At 39.7% G+C, this 14,815-nt stretch carries 15 protein-coding genes and 1 tRNA gene; 10 read left to right on the forward strand and 6 right to left on the reverse strand.

Features of this window, described 5'->3' with window-relative positions:
* Nucleotides 1-163: 163 nt before the first annotated feature.
* From QMN06_RS00685 to QMN06_RS00695, 3 genes are all read left to right on the forward strand, one after another.
* The gene (locus QMN06_RS00685) at nucleotides 164-1,519 is read left to right on the forward strand and encodes a porin (RefSeq protein WP_281970576.1); all 1,356 of its coding nucleotides are present in this window, start codon (nucleotides 164-166) and stop codon (nucleotides 1,517-1,519) included.
* A 183-nt stretch (nucleotides 1,520-1,702) separates the two neighbouring features.
* The gene (locus QMN06_RS00690) at nucleotides 1,703-1,888 is read left to right on the forward strand and encodes a hypothetical protein (RefSeq protein WP_281970577.1); all 186 of its coding nucleotides are present in this window, start codon (nucleotides 1,703-1,705) and stop codon (nucleotides 1,886-1,888) included.
* Nucleotides 1,889-1,900: 12 nt separating this feature from the next.
* Nucleotides 1,901-2,818, forward strand: a complete 918-nt coding sequence (locus tag QMN06_RS00695; RefSeq protein ID WP_281971697.1) for a phage integrase SAM-like domain-containing protein — start codon at nucleotides 1,901-1,903, stop codon at nucleotides 2,816-2,818.
* Nucleotides 2,819-3,019: 201 nt separating this feature from the next.
* Here the strand turns inward: QMN06_RS00695 and QMN06_RS00700 are convergent, their stop codons facing one another.
* The 5 genes from QMN06_RS00700 to QMN06_RS00720 form a co-directional block, all read right to left on the reverse strand.
* Complete coding sequence (locus QMN06_RS00700) at nucleotides 3,020-4,267, reverse strand: porin (protein ID WP_281970578.1); 1,248 nt, start codon at nucleotides 4,265-4,267, stop codon at nucleotides 3,020-3,022.
* A 193-nt stretch (nucleotides 4,268-4,460) separates the two neighbouring features.
* The gene (gene bioD / locus QMN06_RS00705) at nucleotides 4,461-5,180 is read right to left on the reverse strand and encodes a dethiobiotin synthase (RefSeq protein WP_281970579.1); all 720 of its coding nucleotides are present in this window, start codon (nucleotides 5,178-5,180) and stop codon (nucleotides 4,461-4,463) included.
* Nucleotides 5,181-5,182: 2 nt separating this feature from the next.
* A complete protein-coding gene (locus QMN06_RS00710) occupies nucleotides 5,183-6,382 on the reverse strand; it encodes an 8-amino-7-oxononanoate synthase (RefSeq protein ID WP_281970580.1) in 1,200 nt (399 codons plus the stop codon).
* Nucleotides 6,379-7,704 carry an adenosylmethionine--8-amino-7-oxononanoate transaminase gene (gene bioA, locus QMN06_RS00715; RefSeq protein WP_281970581.1) on the reverse strand — a complete coding sequence of 442 codons (1,326 nt, stop codon included), beginning with the start codon at nucleotides 7,702-7,704 and terminating at the stop codon, nucleotides 6,379-6,381. Before bioA ends, QMN06_RS00710 begins: the two co-directional genes overlap by 4 nt.
* A gap of 39 nt (nucleotides 7,705-7,743) precedes the next feature.
* Nucleotides 7,744-8,961, reverse strand: coding sequence for a trypsin-like peptidase domain-containing protein (locus QMN06_RS00720; protein ID WP_281971698.1), 1,218 nt, complete (start codon nucleotides 8,959-8,961; stop codon nucleotides 7,744-7,746).
* Nucleotides 8,962-8,998: 37 nt separating this feature from the next.
* On the opposite strand from QMN06_RS00720, the gene QMN06_RS00725 reads away from it, so the two are divergent.
* Nucleotides 8,999-9,769: a Nif3-like dinuclear metal center hexameric protein gene (locus tag QMN06_RS00725; RefSeq protein WP_281970582.1), complete on the forward strand. Its 771-nt coding sequence runs from the start codon at nucleotides 8,999-9,001 to the stop codon at nucleotides 9,767-9,769.
* Between the two features lie 2 nt (nucleotides 9,770-9,771).
* Here QMN06_RS00725 and mscL read toward each other — a convergent pair whose 3' ends face one another.
* On the reverse strand, nucleotides 9,772-10,197 hold the full coding sequence (gene mscL / locus QMN06_RS00730) for a large conductance mechanosensitive channel protein MscL (RefSeq protein ID WP_281970583.1): 426 nt from the start codon (nucleotides 10,195-10,197) through the stop codon (nucleotides 9,772-9,774).
* Nucleotides 10,198-10,334: 137 nt separating this feature from the next.
* Here mscL and petA point away from each other — a divergent pair, with 137 nt between their 5' ends.
* The 6 genes from petA (at nucleotide 10,335) to QMN06_RS00760 (ending at nucleotide 14,379) form a co-directional block, all read left to right on the forward strand.
* The gene (petA, locus tag QMN06_RS00735) at nucleotides 10,335-10,964 is read left to right on the forward strand and encodes a ubiquinol-cytochrome c reductase iron-sulfur subunit (RefSeq protein ID WP_281970584.1); all 630 of its coding nucleotides are present in this window, start codon (nucleotides 10,335-10,337) and stop codon (nucleotides 10,962-10,964) included.
* Nucleotides 10,965-10,977: 13 nt separating this feature from the next.
* The gene (locus QMN06_RS00740) at nucleotides 10,978-12,375 is read left to right on the forward strand and encodes a cytochrome bc complex cytochrome b subunit (protein ID WP_281970585.1); all 1,398 of its coding nucleotides are present in this window, start codon (nucleotides 10,978-10,980) and stop codon (nucleotides 12,373-12,375) included.
* A 10-nt stretch (nucleotides 12,376-12,385) separates the two neighbouring features.
* Complete coding sequence (locus QMN06_RS00745) at nucleotides 12,386-13,156, forward strand: cytochrome c1 (RefSeq protein ID WP_281970586.1); 771 nt, start codon at nucleotides 12,386-12,388, stop codon at nucleotides 13,154-13,156.
* A gap of 76 nt (nucleotides 13,157-13,232) precedes the next feature.
* Nucleotides 13,233-13,844, forward strand: coding sequence for a glutathione S-transferase N-terminal domain-containing protein (locus QMN06_RS00750; protein ID WP_281970587.1), 612 nt, complete (start codon nucleotides 13,233-13,235; stop codon nucleotides 13,842-13,844).
* Nucleotides 13,844-14,275 (forward strand): ClpXP protease specificity-enhancing factor, encoded by a 432-nt coding sequence (locus QMN06_RS00755; RefSeq protein ID WP_281970588.1) that lies wholly within the window; start codon nucleotides 13,844-13,846, stop codon nucleotides 14,273-14,275. Before QMN06_RS00750 ends, QMN06_RS00755 begins: the two co-directional genes overlap by 1 nt.
* Nucleotides 14,276-14,303: 28 nt before the next feature.
* Nucleotides 14,304-14,379, forward strand: a tRNA-Thr gene (locus tag QMN06_RS00760).
* Nucleotides 14,380-14,815 lie beyond the last annotated feature (436 nt).

Consider the following 14,815-nt stretch of genomic DNA (forward strand, 5'->3'; position numbering starts at 1 on the left):
TTAGCAACGTAAACCACAAAGTTTGTGCAAAATCTACAAAAAACAACACTTATGACTAAAGTTTAATGAAATAAGAACAAGTTTAGTGGATGATTAGGATATTCCTTGATGTCAGGGAAGAAGTTTCTTAAATAGTTTTCTTTTTTTATATGGAGATTTACGAATGAAAAAATCGCTATTCGCACTCGCCGCTTTAGGCGCATTTGCAGGCGCAGCACAAGCTCAATCTAGCGTTACATTGTTTGGTACTATCGACGCTGGTGTACAGTACATTTCAAACGGTGGTTTAGCAGGAAGTACAACTACTGCTGGAACAGATGCTACAGCTGCTGCTGCGGCTAAGTCAGCTATCGCTGCTGCCCCAGCAACAGGTAGCAATTTCGCATATTATGACAGCGCGATCGCTTCTTCACAGTGGGGTATGAAGGGTACTGAAGATTTAGGCGGTGGTTTAAAAGCTAACTTCTACCTTGCTGGTGATGCAAATACAAACAATGGCGGTACTAATACTGAAGGTTTATTCCGTCGCGGCGCTTGGGTAGGTTTACAGGGTGGTTTCGGTGAAGTACGTTTAGGTACTCAAGCAAACCCAATCGTAACTTCATCTGCTGCTTTATTACCAGTTATGGGAAATACAGTTAATGGTGTTCGTACAGCTGTTGGTTACTCTATCAAAGACTTCAACCGTAACGCAATTGGTTACTTGACACCTGATTTCGGTGGATTTGGTGCTGAATTACAATATGCTGCAAACAACACAATGGATGCAGGTTTAGCAGATGGCACAGCAATGAACGTTCGTGCTTTCTACTCTGCTGGCGCATTGGATATTAACGCTGCTTATCAGAAGAGAACTTCAATGTCTGCTACAGGTAACGCTGCACAATGCGCTGGAACAGTTCCTTATGATTACACATCTAAAACTCAAATTGCTGGCGCAGCTCCAGCCGTTGGTACAGGTTCAACTTCTGTGACATGTGCAGCAGCTAACTATGGTGGTGATGTAACTGGTTACTTGGCTGGTATCAAGTACAAAGTAACTCCAGCAATACAGTTAGGTTTTGGTTGGGCACATGGCGAAGGTGATAACACTAACTATGTTAAAGGTCTTGACACAGCAAACTCAGCAACTACTAATGCTACTTTGACAAGTGCTGGTAAACCAGTTACAGCAACAACCCCTTCAATCTACAATTCAAACGCATTTATGGCTGGTGTTGGCTATCAAGCAACTCCATCAGTATTGTTAGGTTTGAACTACATCGTCACTACTGCTGATTCAAGCATGTATAACTTCCAAACACGTTATGCTTTAAGTAAGCGTACTACAGCTTATTTCCAAGCTTCAATGATGAAGAACGGTGCAGGTTCTATGAATGGTTCGACAAGTCCTTATGGTAACTTCTTGCCTTTAGGTGGTCAAACAAATACATCACCTTCAGTTCAAGTTCAAACGATGACTGCATTACCTAATACAACACAATCTGCATACGGTGTTGGTATCATCCATAATTTCTAATTTCTCGTAGGACTTGATCCTGCTTGATTCAGAAAAAGTTGTAACGTAAACCCACTGTGCAAACAGTGGGTTTTTTCATTCAAACTTTTTAATATGATTTATTAGATTTCAATTTTGGTTGTAAATGCGCAATTGAAAGTATCCTTAAAAAATACTATTTTAGTATTTTAAATAGGGATCAAAATGCACTCTTTAGATAAAAATTATCACGAAGAATTTAAATTAAATTTAGGTATAAACTCTACACCTGAAGAGTCAAAAGTACAATTTAAGTACCAAAAAGTACATAAATTCCATAAAAAATTAATCTTAATTAATAAAGGAAATGTTACTTTTCATCAAGCTGCTCAAGAAATGCTTTTAGAGTAGCAAACTAAAGTCATACGTGGGGACTTTAATAAACATTCATACACCATGTTGTTAAGTAGATTAAACAAACATGTATTTCCATATTTTGGAAGTTTGGAAATATCAACAATCACTAATAAAATGATTTGTGAATTTGTAAGTTTTTTAAATAAACTCAATCTCTCTACAATCACAATATCCCAATATATCATTGCTCTTCGTAAGGTTTTACGTTATTCCTTATCAAGAGAATATATACAGAAAGTCCCAGCTTTTCCTAAAATTAAACTCTCTAGTATTCCTCGAGGTGGCTTTTCTATACAAGAGTATGTTTTGTTAGTGCGAAAAGCAAAAGAGCTTTCTTATGCACCTTTAGAGTGTAAAAAAACTACTCACAGAAATACACGATCTGGAATTTATACTTCAAGTCAAAAGTTACCCCATGAGTTTGCCTGGCTTATACGTTTTATGGTGAATAGTTTTTTACGTCCTGTTGATATCAAATTAATTCAACATCAACATATCCAATTAGTTCGAGGGGATAATACCTACCTTAGAATTTCTTTACCTGAGACGAAAAAGCACACTGCAAAAATTGTTACTTTAAGCGCAGCTGTAATAATCTATGAGAACCTCTTAAAATTTAAGAGTTCAAGAGGTTTTGGGGCTAAAAATGACTATCAAGATCGCGAGGCTGCAATATTTGTTATAGGTAAACATTTTAGACACTTATTGGAAGCTACTAATTTACGAAAAGGCTCTTTAGGTCAAAATAGGTCACTTTACAGTCTTCGACATACGGCCATAACATACCGACTACTCTATGGAAATGGTATCGATTTACTTACTTTAGCTCGAAATGCCAGAACTTCGGTAGAAATGATTGAGCGTTTTTATGCGAGCGCCTTAACTCCAGAAATGAATATTGCGATGCTTCAAAGCAGAAGATAGTTGGTTTTGGCACAGTTCCAATTAAATGACCATGAATTTTTCTTTGGGGAATGCCTGGAGTAGTTCTTTTGTGATTATTGACCAAGCGAGGGAAATCTTTAATACCGCCATTAATTTAAAGTAATAAAAAACCCACTGTTTGCACAGTGGGTTTACGTTACAACTTTTTCTGAATCAAGCAGGATCAAGTCCTACGAGAAATTAGAAATTGTGAATGATACCAACACCGAATGCTGATTGTGTTGTATTCGGTAAAGCGTCTTTTGACCCCATACCTTGAACTTGAACTGAAGGTGATGTATTTGTTTGACCACCTAATGGGAGAGCATTACCAAAAGGTGTTGTTGATCCATTATTAGAGCCAGAACCGTTTTTGACCATGTTTGCTTGGAAATAGGCTGTAGTACGCTTACTTAAAGCATAACGAGTTTGGAAGTTATACATGCTTGAATCAGCAGTAGTCACGAGGTAGTTCAAACCTAACGAAACCGATGGAGTTGCTTGGTATCCAATACCAGTCATAAATACGTTTGCATTAGATTTTGCAGCTGTGCCAGATGCACTACCCTTTACAAAGTTAGTCGTGTCGTTTTCACCATGTGCCCAACCCATACCTAATTGAATTGCTGGAGTTACTTTATACTTACCACCAACAACGTAACCTGTTACATCACCATTGTAGTTAGCGGCAGCGCAATTAACAGCATTATCTACCAATGACAAGCAAGTACCAGCTGCGCCATTACCAGTTGCAGACATAGATGTTGCCTTCATGTAAGCAGCATCGAAATTTAAGTTACCAGCGTTGTAGAAAGCACGTAAGGAAGCTACAGTGCCATCAGATAAGCCACCATCAATAGTGTTGTTGGCTGCGTATTGTAATTCTGCACCAAAGCCACTGAATACAGGTGTAAAGTAACCAATCGCATTACGGTTATAGTCCTTACCGCGAGAGTAAATTCCACGGAAACCATGTGCTGTATTACCCATCAGTGGCAATGCATTTGCTGATGAAGTAACGATTGGGTTCGCTTGTGTACCTAAACGAACTTCACCGAAACCACCCTGTAGACCTACCCATGCGCCACGACGGAATAAACCATCATTATGTGTACCGCCATTGTTGGTGTTTGCATCACCAGCAAGGTAGAAGTTAGCTTTCATACCACCGCCTAAATCTTCAGTACCCTTCATACCCCATTGTGACGAAGCAATCGCGCTATCGTAATATGTAAAGTTACTACCTGTAGCTGGAGTGCCAGTAGAAAGACCTGCTGCTTTAGTTGCATCAGAGTCTTTTCCAGGGGCAGTTGTGGAACCTACAACACCACCGTTTTGGATGTACTGAATACTTGAGTCTAAGGTACCAAACAATGTAACACTAGATTGTGCTTGTGCTGCGCCTGCAAATGCGCCTAAAGCGGCGAGTGCGAATAGCGATTTTTTCATTCGTAAATCTCCATAGTTTACGAATAACAATCATTAAAAATGTTGTTGATAAACTTTTTGAATCTACAAATGCTTAAATTAAATAGATTTTTTTGATGATTAAATTAAGGGCTTCTAATAAAACGTAGGCCTTAAACAATTCTTGATTAAAAAACCAAGATATAAAAAACCTATTATTTGAAATGGGTATTTATTACTTCAAAAGAAGTAGTTTTGCGCTTGAAATCAAGTGATCTAATGCATAGCCTTCTGGGGAAGATATTGCTGGATTAAAAGGAATATGACCCATAAAGTGAGCATTAAATTTTTTAAATAATTGAGTTTGTAGCGTTTCAATATTACTCAGGGTATATTCGTTTTCAGGTTGAGTAGAGTTGGCTACCCAGGCAAATAATTTTAACCCCCTGCTCACAATTGATTCAGCCGTTAATAAAGCATGGTTGATACATCCAAGTTTGATATTGACGACCAATATGACAGGTAAATGAATTGCTTGAGCAAAATCACCTAAGTTTTGATGTTCACCAATCGGCACTAAAAAGCCACCAGCACCTTCAACAACTATAAAGTCAAACTTGTTTTGAAGTGCATGATACCGATCGATCATTACCTGCATATCAAGATGTATACCTTCATGTTTGGCAACTAAATGAGGGGCTGCTGGTTGTTTTAATATATATGGACAAATATCTTTGGTTTGAAGTTCAGGTGCAACTCGCTGACTTACTTTTAGCAGGTTTTCGACATCATCATTGATCCAATTTCTGTTGTTTTGATACATACCCGCAGCAACTGGTTTATATCCGACAGTTTTTAAACCGGACTCTTGAAGTTTCAGAATCAAGGCACTCGCAATTAAGGTTTTACCAACCTCAGTATCTGTGCCAGTAATAAAAAAACTATTGGGTTTCATGCTCAATTACTTTCCATTTTGGAGAGGGCTTCAATTAATAAATCGATATGTGCAAAAGAATGATCAGCATTAAAGGTAATTCTAAGTCTTGAAGTACCTTCTGGAACTGTAGGAGGGCGAATAGCTGGAACCCAGATACTTAAATGATTTAATGATTTTGAGACTTCCATTACTTCATTATTATCACCAATAATGAGAGCTTGTATTGCTGACGATGAGGGCAAAACGTGCCATTTCGTAAAGTTTAATTTTTTATTCCAATAAGAAATCAATTCAAATAAGTGGGCCCTTTTTTTAAGACCTTTTTCGGACTGAATTAATTCAATACTTTTTAAGACGGTATGAGCGATTGCAGGAGACGTAGAGGTAGAGTAAATGACGGGACGTGATTTTTGTATCAACCATTCAATCCAACATTTCTGAGCTGCAATAAATGCTCCAGATACACCCACCGCCTTACCTAAGGTGCCCATATAAATGATGTTTGGCGAGAAAATATCAAAGTGTTCAAGACAGCCATGTCCATTTTTACCAAATATTCCAAAGCCATGAGCATCATCGAGGTATAAGAGGGCATGATGTTGCTCTGCAATCTTAACCAACTCTTGAATCGGTGCAAAATCCCCATCCATACTAAAGACACTATCCGTGATGATGAGTTTATATGGACAAGAGTCTTGGTTGAGTAAAGCTTGAAGTGCTTCTATGTCATTGTGCGGATATACAAACACTTTTGCTTGAGATTGGGCTTTAGCCATCCGGATACCATCAATAATAGAAGCATGATTGAGCGCATCCGAATAAATAGAGATATTCCCAAGACTGGCAAGAGCGGTAATCATCGCCATATTTGCCATGAAACCTGTGTTGATAAAACAGGTTACAACATTGGGAATGTGCAGAGCTTGCGTTTGCGCTAATTTCTCTTCAAGGAGTTGATGGGCAGTGGAGTGCCCACTGATAAGAGCGCTGGCACCACTTCCAGTCCCATAAATATCAGCACCTTCCGCCATCGCTTGCTTTAATACAGGATGATTACTCAAACCTAAATAATCATTACTAGCAAACGACAATAAGTGCGAACCGTTGATATCAACAAATGGACCATTCGGGGAAGAGCGGAGCTTTAAGTTCCGGATTAAGCCTTGACTATGTAAATGATGATTGGCTTGATCGAGAGCCTCTAACCAAGAATCAATCATATTGGGCAGACATCATTGAGAGATGATTGAATAGCAGAGGATAAAAAATCAATTTGTTCCTTAGTCAAAATATATGGGGGCATCACATATACAGTATGACCAATCGGACGAATAAGTAGTCCATGCTCTAGCGCTTTGGCATAAAAGGTTTTAGAAAATTGAGCGGGCGCAAAGTGTGGTTTGATATCAAAAGCGAATATTGTGCCTAATTGGCGAACATCTTGAATACGAATATCGTCTTCGACCCAGGCAAATGACTCATGGAGTTGTTGTGATAAAGCTTGATTCTTGACCAAATAATTTTCATCTTCAAAAATCTTTAAAGTTGCTAAAGCAGCTGCACAAGCTAGAGGATTGCCTGTATAAGAATGGGAGTGTAAAAATCCCTGTGAGGCGCTATCGCCATAAAAAGCCGCATAAATTGTATCAGTCGATAAAACAACGGATAGCGGCAAATACCCTCCAGAGATACCTTTAGAGAGTGTCATTAAATCTGGCCAAATATCAGCATGCTCACAGGCAAAAAATTTCCCTGTACGACCACAACCAACTGCAATTTCATCAGCGATTAAATGTACTTGGTATTGATCACACAACAACCTAAGACCTTTTAGATAATAAGCAGAATACATACCCATGCCAGCTGCACATTGAACCATGGGTTCAATGATGATGGCCGCGATTTGAGTGTGGCTTGATTGCAAAAGTTTCTCTAATTCCCCTAGACATGACTTAGCAAAATCCTGTGGAGAGACTCCTTCTGGGGCTAAACGCGCATCTGGTGAAGTGACAATGATTGGTTGACGCGTTAGTACACTATAGGCATCTGTAAAAATCGGAATATCCGTAACAGAGAGCGCCCCCAATGTTTCACCGTGATAACTATTCTTTAAACAAATAAATCGATTTTTATCGCTTTTGCCAAGATTACGCCAATAATGAAAACTCATCTTTAAGGCGATTTCAACAGCAGATGCACCGTCAGAGGCGTAAAAGGCGTGACCTAACTGGTGACTAGTTAACGCTGATAGTTTTTCCGATAAAAGAACTACCGGCTCGTGCGTGATACCAGCTAGCATGGCATGTTCTAGCTGATCGAGTTGGTTTTTGATGGCTTGATTAATGCTTGGGTTTGTATGCCCAAATAAATTCGTCCACCAAGAACTGATGGAATCTAAATAGCTTTTACCTTGATGGTCATAAAGATAAGCACCTGATCCGCGCTGAATAGCCAAGAGAGGAAAATCCTCATGGCTTTTCATTTGCGTACAAGGGTGCCAAACTGCGTTTAAACTTCTTTGTGCCCAATCATCACTTATCATGGAATGATTATAAGTTCCAGTTCCTGATTCAGGTAAATACTACTTACGTGCTTCCTTTTGAGATGGTCGCTTGCCAATGGCTACAGATAAAACAACACTTTGACCTTTGCGATCGACCACAACTTTCGTATTACTACCTGGCGTTAAAGCTGCAACCGTATTTAATAAACTTCTAACATCTTTAATCGGTTCATCATTCACTTCCTTAAGAATATCTCCAGGTTTGATTCCCCCAAGTTCTGCAGGGCCATTTTTGAGGATTCCAGAAATTAAAACACCTTTTGCATCTTTGGGTAATTTAAACGCCTCAATAATTTCTGGAGATAGATCGCGCGGCTCAACACCCATCCAGCCCCTAGTTACAGCACCGTTGGTGACAATAGATTCCATGACTTGCTTAGCAAGGTTGACGGGTATGGCAAAGCCGATACCCATTGAGCCTCCACTCTTAGAAAATATGGCGGTGTTGATGCCAATCAATTGACCTTTCGTATCGACGAGCCCCCCACCTGAATTACCAGGATTAATAGCCGCATCCGTTTGAATAAAGTTCTCGAAAGTGTTGATTCCAAGATGATCACGACCAAGCGCCGAAACAATCCCAGCAGTGACGGTCTGCCCAACCCCGAAAGGATTGCCGATCGCAAGAACCACATCACCTACGTTAACGTTAGACAAATTACCAAGAACGATAGGTTCTGGTAAATCTGGTAAATCGATTTTAAGAACAGCGATATCAGTTTCTGGATCACTACCGATAAGTTTTGCGATGGTTTTTCGACCATCACCTAAAGCAATTTCAATTTTGTCCGCACCCTCAATCACGTGATGATTGGTGAGTATGAGACCTTCTTTACTAATGAGAACACCCGACCCAGTATTAAACTCTGGCTCGTCCTGAGTAGGTCCACCTTGAGGATCACCGAAGAAAAAATTAAACCACTCTTCTTGATTTTCAGGGGTTGGCTTTCCTTTTGGCTTTGGCCGCTGGTGAGGGTTTGTGTTTGGCTTACTTGGAGTGAGTTTTTCATTTTTACTACTGAAAACATTGACCACTGCAGGCATCGACTTTTTTACGGCCTCATGATAAGAACCTGGCGATACGTCCTGATTCGGAGAAGACTCGGCAACGGTTACAGATTGAACAGGCCGAGCAGAGTTGCCTAACCAACCCGGTTTTAACGTGGAAATAACAAAATAACCAGCTAAAAAAACGGTGACTGCTTGTGCAAAAATAAGCCATAAACGCTTTGCCATCATATTATTTCTCTTTAGTCTGTATTAAACTTCATCAATGAAAACCAAAATCGCAACACGTGAGTCTATTGAATCATATCTTAATGATTTATTACGAATTTCTCATTTTAAAGACTATTGTCCAAATGGGTTGCAGGTTCAAGGAAAATTCGATATCAAGACCCTAGTAACTGGGGTTACAGCTTCTTTGGCATTAATAGAAAAGGCTGTAGAAGCCAAGGCAGACGCTATTTTGGTTCACCATGGTTGGTTCTGGAAAAATGATGATCCTAGAATCGTGCGTCAATTACATACAAGACTTAAATTATTGATGGCACATGACATCAATTTATTTGCATACCATTTGCCACTGGATCAACACCCAGAATTTGGTAATAATACACAGTTAGCTCACGTCTTGGGATTTGAGATCCAGGGACAAAGTAAAGAAAATGATTTGGTTTGGTATGGCAAACCAAACCAAGGATCACGGAAAAAAACCTTACAAGATATAAGTTCGCTGATTGAGAAAAAACTTAATAGAACGCCATTGGTTATTGGTGATGAAAGTCAATCGATTAAAAAGGTGGCTTGGTGTACAGGTGGCGCACAAGGTTATATCGACATAGCTGCTAATTTAGGGGCAGATGTGTATATCAGTGGTGAGATTTCTGAGCAGACGACCCATGCTGCGAGAGAACTAGGTATTGCTTATATCAGCGCCGGTCATCATGCAACCGAGAAATATGGTGTACTGGCTTTGGGCACACATATTGCCAAAACATTTGGGGTTAGGCATATCCATGTGGATATACCCAACCCGGTTTAATTTTATTTTTTAAGATTGTCACGAATTTCGCGAAGAAGAATAATATCTTCAGGTGTTGCTGGAGCTGCCGGAGCCGGCTCATCACCCTTAATGCGATTCATGATTTTAACGAGTTGAAAAATCACAAATGCCAAGATAATAAAGTTCAAAGCAACGGTAATAAAGCTACCGTAGGCAAATAAAGGAACGCCTGCTTTTTTGAGAGCATCTAAAGTTCTAGGTACGCCGTCAGGAATGCTTCCTAAAACTACAAATAAATTATGGAAATCTAAACCACCGCCAGTCAGTGCGGCAATTAATGGCATGATGATATCGCCGACAAGAGAGTCAACAATCTTACCGAAAGCACCACCGATGATGACACCAACGGCCAGGTCTACTACATTGCCTTTCATGGCAAATTCTTTAAATTCACTTAGGATACTCATATAAACCCCTTTTTTGATAAAATTTCTATAAGTTTAAATGAACTCTTTTAAACTTTATGAATCTTCACATAAGAATCTTATAATCAACAAAATGGCTATAATATGTCAGGGAAAACACTAATTTAAACGAGAACCTAATGAGCGCTGAAGAAAATTCAAGTTTACAGCCTGTTCCTGCAGAGCTGAATAAAGAAAGACGTACATGGATCATTGCAACATCTGTGATGGGCGGTATTGGTGGAGCAGCAATTGCGCTCCCACTAGTTAATACATTCGCACCATCAGAGAAAGCGAAAGCCGCTGGTGCGCCAGTTGAAATGGATATCACTGGAATGCAACCTGGTGAGATGAGAACCATTGAATGGCGTGGCAAACCAGTTTGGGTGGTCCGTCGCACACCAGAGCAAGTTGCTGATTTAACCAAGAATGATTCAAATTTAGCCGATCCTAACTCGCAGAGAACGCCAGATGCTTTAACGCCTGCATATGCACGTAATGAAGCAAGATCAATTAAGCCTGAATATTTAGTTGTTGTTGGTATTTGTTCTCATTTGGGATGCTCGCCGTCAGCTAAGTTTGATATGGGTGCACAACCTTCTTTACCGGCAGACTGGTTAGGCGGCTTTTTATGCCCTTGCCATGGTTCTACTTTCGACCTAGCAGGACGCGTGTTTAAAAATAAACCTGCGCCAGATAATCTTGAAGTTCCCCCACACATGTATTTAAGCGACACCAAGATTGTTATTGGTGAAGACAAGAAAGCTTAAGGAGAAATAGAACATGGCATTCCACGAAAAAGAAGTTCCTCCGAACGCAACTTCCGGCCAAAAGTTAATGGCTTGGGTTGATTCCCGCTTTCCCTTAAGTGCGACGATTAAGGGACATTTAACCGAATATTACGCACCAAAAAACCTTAATTTTTGGTATTACTTTGGTGCCTTAGCAATTGTGGTTTTAGCTTTACAGATCATTACTGGTATTTTCTTGGTCATGCACTACAAGCCAGATGCTGAAAAAGCGTTTGAGTCTGTTGAGTACATCATGCGTGAAGTTCCCTGGGGTTGGTTAGTTCGTTATATGCATTCCACTGGTGCTTCCATGTTCTTTATCGTGGTCTATATGCACATGTTCCGTGGCATGATCTACGGCTCTTATAGAAAGCCTCGCGAATTAGTTTGGATTTTTGGTTGCGCAATCTTCTTGTGTTTAATGGCAGAAGCCTTCTTTGGCTACTTGCTTCCATGGGGACAGATGTCTTATTGGGGTGCTCAAGTGATTGTGAACCTCTTCTCGGCAATTCCGGTGATTGGACCAGATCTATCTTTATGGATTCGTGGTGATTATGTGGTGGGTGATGCAACTCTTAATCGCTTTTTCTCATTCCACGTGATTGCAATTCCTTTGGTGTTAGTTGGACTTGTAGCCGCGCATATTGTGGCACTTCATGAAGTCGGATCAAATAATCCTGACGGTGTAGAAATCAAAGAAACTGTTGATGAAAAAGGTATTCCTTTGGATGGCATTCCTTTCCACCCATTCTATACAGTGCATGACGTAATGGGCCTTGGCGTATTTGCAATGATTTTTGCCTTTATCGTGTTCTTTGCTCCTGAGATGAATGGTTATTTCTTGGAAGCCAATAACTTTATCCCAGCAAATCCGTTACAAACGCCCGCACACATTGCTCCAGTATGGTATTTCACACCGTTTTACTCCATGCTACGTGCGACTACCTCTGAGTTTTTACTGCCAATGTGGATTTTTGCAGCAGTATTGTTTTGGCTGGCATCCCGTGGCGCTGCCATGAAAACTAAAGCAATCTTTGGCGCGATCTTATTAGTCTTGGCTGTAGGATTCTACTTTTTAGATGCTAAGTTTTGGGGAGTGCTCGTGATGGGTGGCTCAGTCGTGATTTTCTTCTTCCTCCCATGGTTAGATAAATCACCTGTGAAGTCCATTCGTTACCGTCCAGGATTCCACAAATATATTTACGGAGTTTTTGTGATCTGTTTCGTGATTTTGGGTTACTTAGGAATCATGCCACCATCACCAATCGCTGAAAAATTAGCTCAACTTTGCACGATTTTATATTTTGGCTTCTTCTTGGCTATGCCTTATTGGAGCAAGTTGGGTGAGTTTAAACAAGTTCCAGACCGTGTCACGTTTGCAGCGCACTAAGGTACCTTCAATGAATAAAAATACATTACCTCAAATTCTCCGTTGGATTGCCAATGTTGCTGTTGTAATTGGCTTTGCGACTTCTTTTAATGCATTAGCAAACGAAGACACCTTTCCATTAGATAAAGCACCAAACCGCTTAAACAATATGGCGGCTTTACAGAATGGCGCAAAGATCTTTACTAACTATTGTTTAAACTGTCATGGTGCCCATAGCGTTCGCTACAATCGTTTACGCGATATTGGCTTGACTGATGAGCAAATCAAAGAAAACCTTCTTTTTACTGGTGGGAAAGTTGGTGACTTGATGAAGGTGAGCATGGCTCCTGCAGAGTCTAAAGAGTGGTTTGGTAAAGCCCCACCTGATTTGTCTGTTGAAATTCGTTCTAGAGGTGCTGATTGGGTATATACCTATTTGCGTACTTTTTATCGTGATGACTCAAGACCAACTGGTTGGAATAATCTTGTTTATAAAAACGTTGGCATGCCCCACGTTTTGTGGGAATTACAAGGTTATCGTGAGGCCAAATTTGAAGAAGTTAAAGGTCATGGTGGAGCAGAAGAGCATAAGTTTGCTGGTTTTGAGCAGTTAACTCCAGGCCTTATGAAGCCACAAGAATATGATGACAATATGGCTGACTTAGTTGCTTATATGTCTTGGATGGCCGAGCCTGCGCAGTTGGAAAGAAAGCGTATTGGCGTTATTGTGTTACTATTTTTGGCTGTCTTCACATTAGTTGCTTCGCGCTTAAATAGAACATATTGGAAGAGTATTCATTAATATTGTTTTGTAGTGCTACAGGCAGATGGCGAAGGTCGTCTGCCTTTTACTTTATAGAGAATAAGGAAATTTACCTATGATGGTTTTGTACTCGGGAACAAATTGCCCATTTTCACAACGTTGTCGTCTTGTTTTATTTGAAAAAGGGATGGATTTTGAGATCCGTGACGTTGATTTATTCAATAAGCCAGAAGATATTTCCGTCATGAATCCTTATGGACAAGTGCCTATTTTGGTTGAGCGTGATCTTATTTTGTATGAATCAAACATCATTAACGAATACATTGATGAGCGCTTTCCACATCCGCAATTAATGCCGCCCGATCCAGTCGCTAGAGCCCGTGCACGCTTATTCTTGTTTAATTTTGAAAAAGAACTTTTTGTTCACGTTTCGACTCTTGAAAACGAAAAAGGTAAAAATGCAACAGCGGTGCTTGATAAAGCTCGCTTAGCAATTCGTGATCGATTAACTCAATTAGCTCCTGTATTTGTTAAAAACAAATACATGCTTGGTGAAGAGTTCTCAATGCTTGATGTTGCAATTGCTCCACTCCTGTGGCGTTTAGAGCATTACGGTATTGATCTTTCTAGAAATGCAGCACCTTTACTCAAGTATGCGGAACGTATTTTTAGTCGCCCAGCATATATTGAAGCGTTGACTCCGTCAGAGAAGGTCATGCGTCGATAATGAGCAATCCATTTGGTGAAGATGCAAGCTCCAATAAGGTTCCAAGTACAAAGCCCTATTTAATTAGGGCTTTGTACCAATGGTGTATTGATAATGCATTTACGCCCTATGTCTCGGTATTTGTGGATCGCTCAGTGGATGTGCCTCGCGAGTATGTGAATAAAGATGAGATTGTTCTTAATATTGGACCAACTGCTTGTCAATCGATAGAAATTGATAATTATTCCATTCAATTTAAGGCAAGGTTTAACGGTATTCCAAAAGAAATCTATATTCCGATTACGCATGTGATGGCCATTTATTCACGTGAAAATAGCCAAGGAATGAGCTTCCCAGTCAATATTTCACCGAGTGAAGAATCAAATGAAACCAATGATAGTGAAGCAAATTTAAAAGAGACAACAAAATCTCATATAAAGCTTGTGAAATAGTTTAAAATACATTCTTCAATTTAAAAATGCCCCATTAGCTCATCTGGTAGAGCAACTGATTTGTAATCAGTAGGTGGTCTGTTCGAGTCGGACATGGGGCACCATCAATAAGCAAACTAAAATCTGGAATTGAAATTGACTATCCAAGATATCAAGGACCAGTTTCGGAAAGGCAATCAACAAGCAGCAATTGATTCCTGTCATCAACTTCTAAAAAAGTCTCCAAAAGATATTGAGCTAATTAAACTTTTAGGAAAAATGTATGGCCTGATCGGGGATTTTAAAAACGCTATACAAATGAACAAAAAAGCACATCAGCTCAATCAGGCGGATGAAGAAGTTATTTACAACTTAGCTTATCTTGAAAGACAAAGTCAACATTATTTAGAAGCAAAAAAGTGGATTGAACTCTTATTAAAGAAACAACCAGAGTCCTATGAGGGATGGATCTCTTTAGTAGAAATCCATATGAAACTGAATCAATACGATGTTTCATTTGAGCATTCAACTAAAGCAATGCAATATGCAAAAAATGATCTT

It is taken from the genome of Polynucleobacter sp. SHI8 (assembly GCF_027944005.1).
GTDB lineage: Bacteria > Pseudomonadota > Gammaproteobacteria > Burkholderiales > Burkholderiaceae > Polynucleobacter.

Bases quoted from the DNA above. Each gene is read 5' to 3' on its own strand.
- QMN06_RS00745 (WP_281970586.1), top strand. From the start codon at position 12,386: ATGAATAAAAATACATTACCTCAAATTCTCCGTTGGATTGCCAATGTT.
- QMN06_RS00690 (WP_281970577.1), top strand. From the start codon at position 1,703: ATGCACTCTTTAGATAAAAATTATCACGAAGAATTTAAATTAAATTTA.
- QMN06_RS00740 (WP_281970585.1), top strand. From the start codon at position 10,978: ATGGCATTCCACGAAAAAGAAGTTCCTCCGAACGCAACTTCCGGCCAA.
- QMN06_RS00750 (WP_281970587.1), top strand. From the start codon at position 13,233: ATGATGGTTTTGTACTCGGGAACAAATTGCCCATTTTCACAACGTTGT.
- bioA (WP_281970581.1), bottom strand. From the start codon at position 7,704: ATGATAAGTGATGATTGGGCACAAAGAAGTTTAAACGCAGTTTGGCAC.
- QMN06_RS00755 (WP_281970588.1), top strand. From the start codon at position 13,844: ATGAGCAATCCATTTGGTGAAGATGCAAGCTCCAATAAGGTTCCAAGT.
- bioD (WP_281970579.1), bottom strand. From the start codon at position 5,180: ATGAAACCCAATAGTTTTTTTATTACTGGCACAGATACTGAGGTTGGT.
- petA (WP_281970584.1), top strand. From the start codon at position 10,335: ATGAGCGCTGAAGAAAATTCAAGTTTACAGCCTGTTCCTGCAGAGCTG.
- QMN06_RS00725 (WP_281970582.1), top strand. From the start codon at position 8,999: ATGAAAACCAAAATCGCAACACGTGAGTCTATTGAATCATATCTTAAT.
- QMN06_RS00710 (WP_281970580.1), bottom strand. From the start codon at position 6,382: ATGATTGATTCTTGGTTAGAGGCTCTCGATCAAGCCAATCATCATTTA.
- QMN06_RS00685 (WP_281970576.1), top strand. From the start codon at position 164: ATGAAAAAATCGCTATTCGCACTCGCCGCTTTAGGCGCATTTGCAGGC.
- QMN06_RS00700 (WP_281970578.1), bottom strand. From the start codon at position 4,267: ATGAAAAAATCGCTATTCGCACTCGCCGCTTTAGGCGCATTTGCAGGC.
- mscL (WP_281970583.1), bottom strand. From the start codon at position 10,197: ATGAGTATCCTAAGTGAATTTAAAGAATTTGCCATGAAAGGCAATGTA.
- QMN06_RS00720 (WP_281971698.1), bottom strand. From the start codon at position 8,961: ATGGCAAAGCGTTTATGGCTTATTTTTGCACAAGCAGTCACCGTTTTT.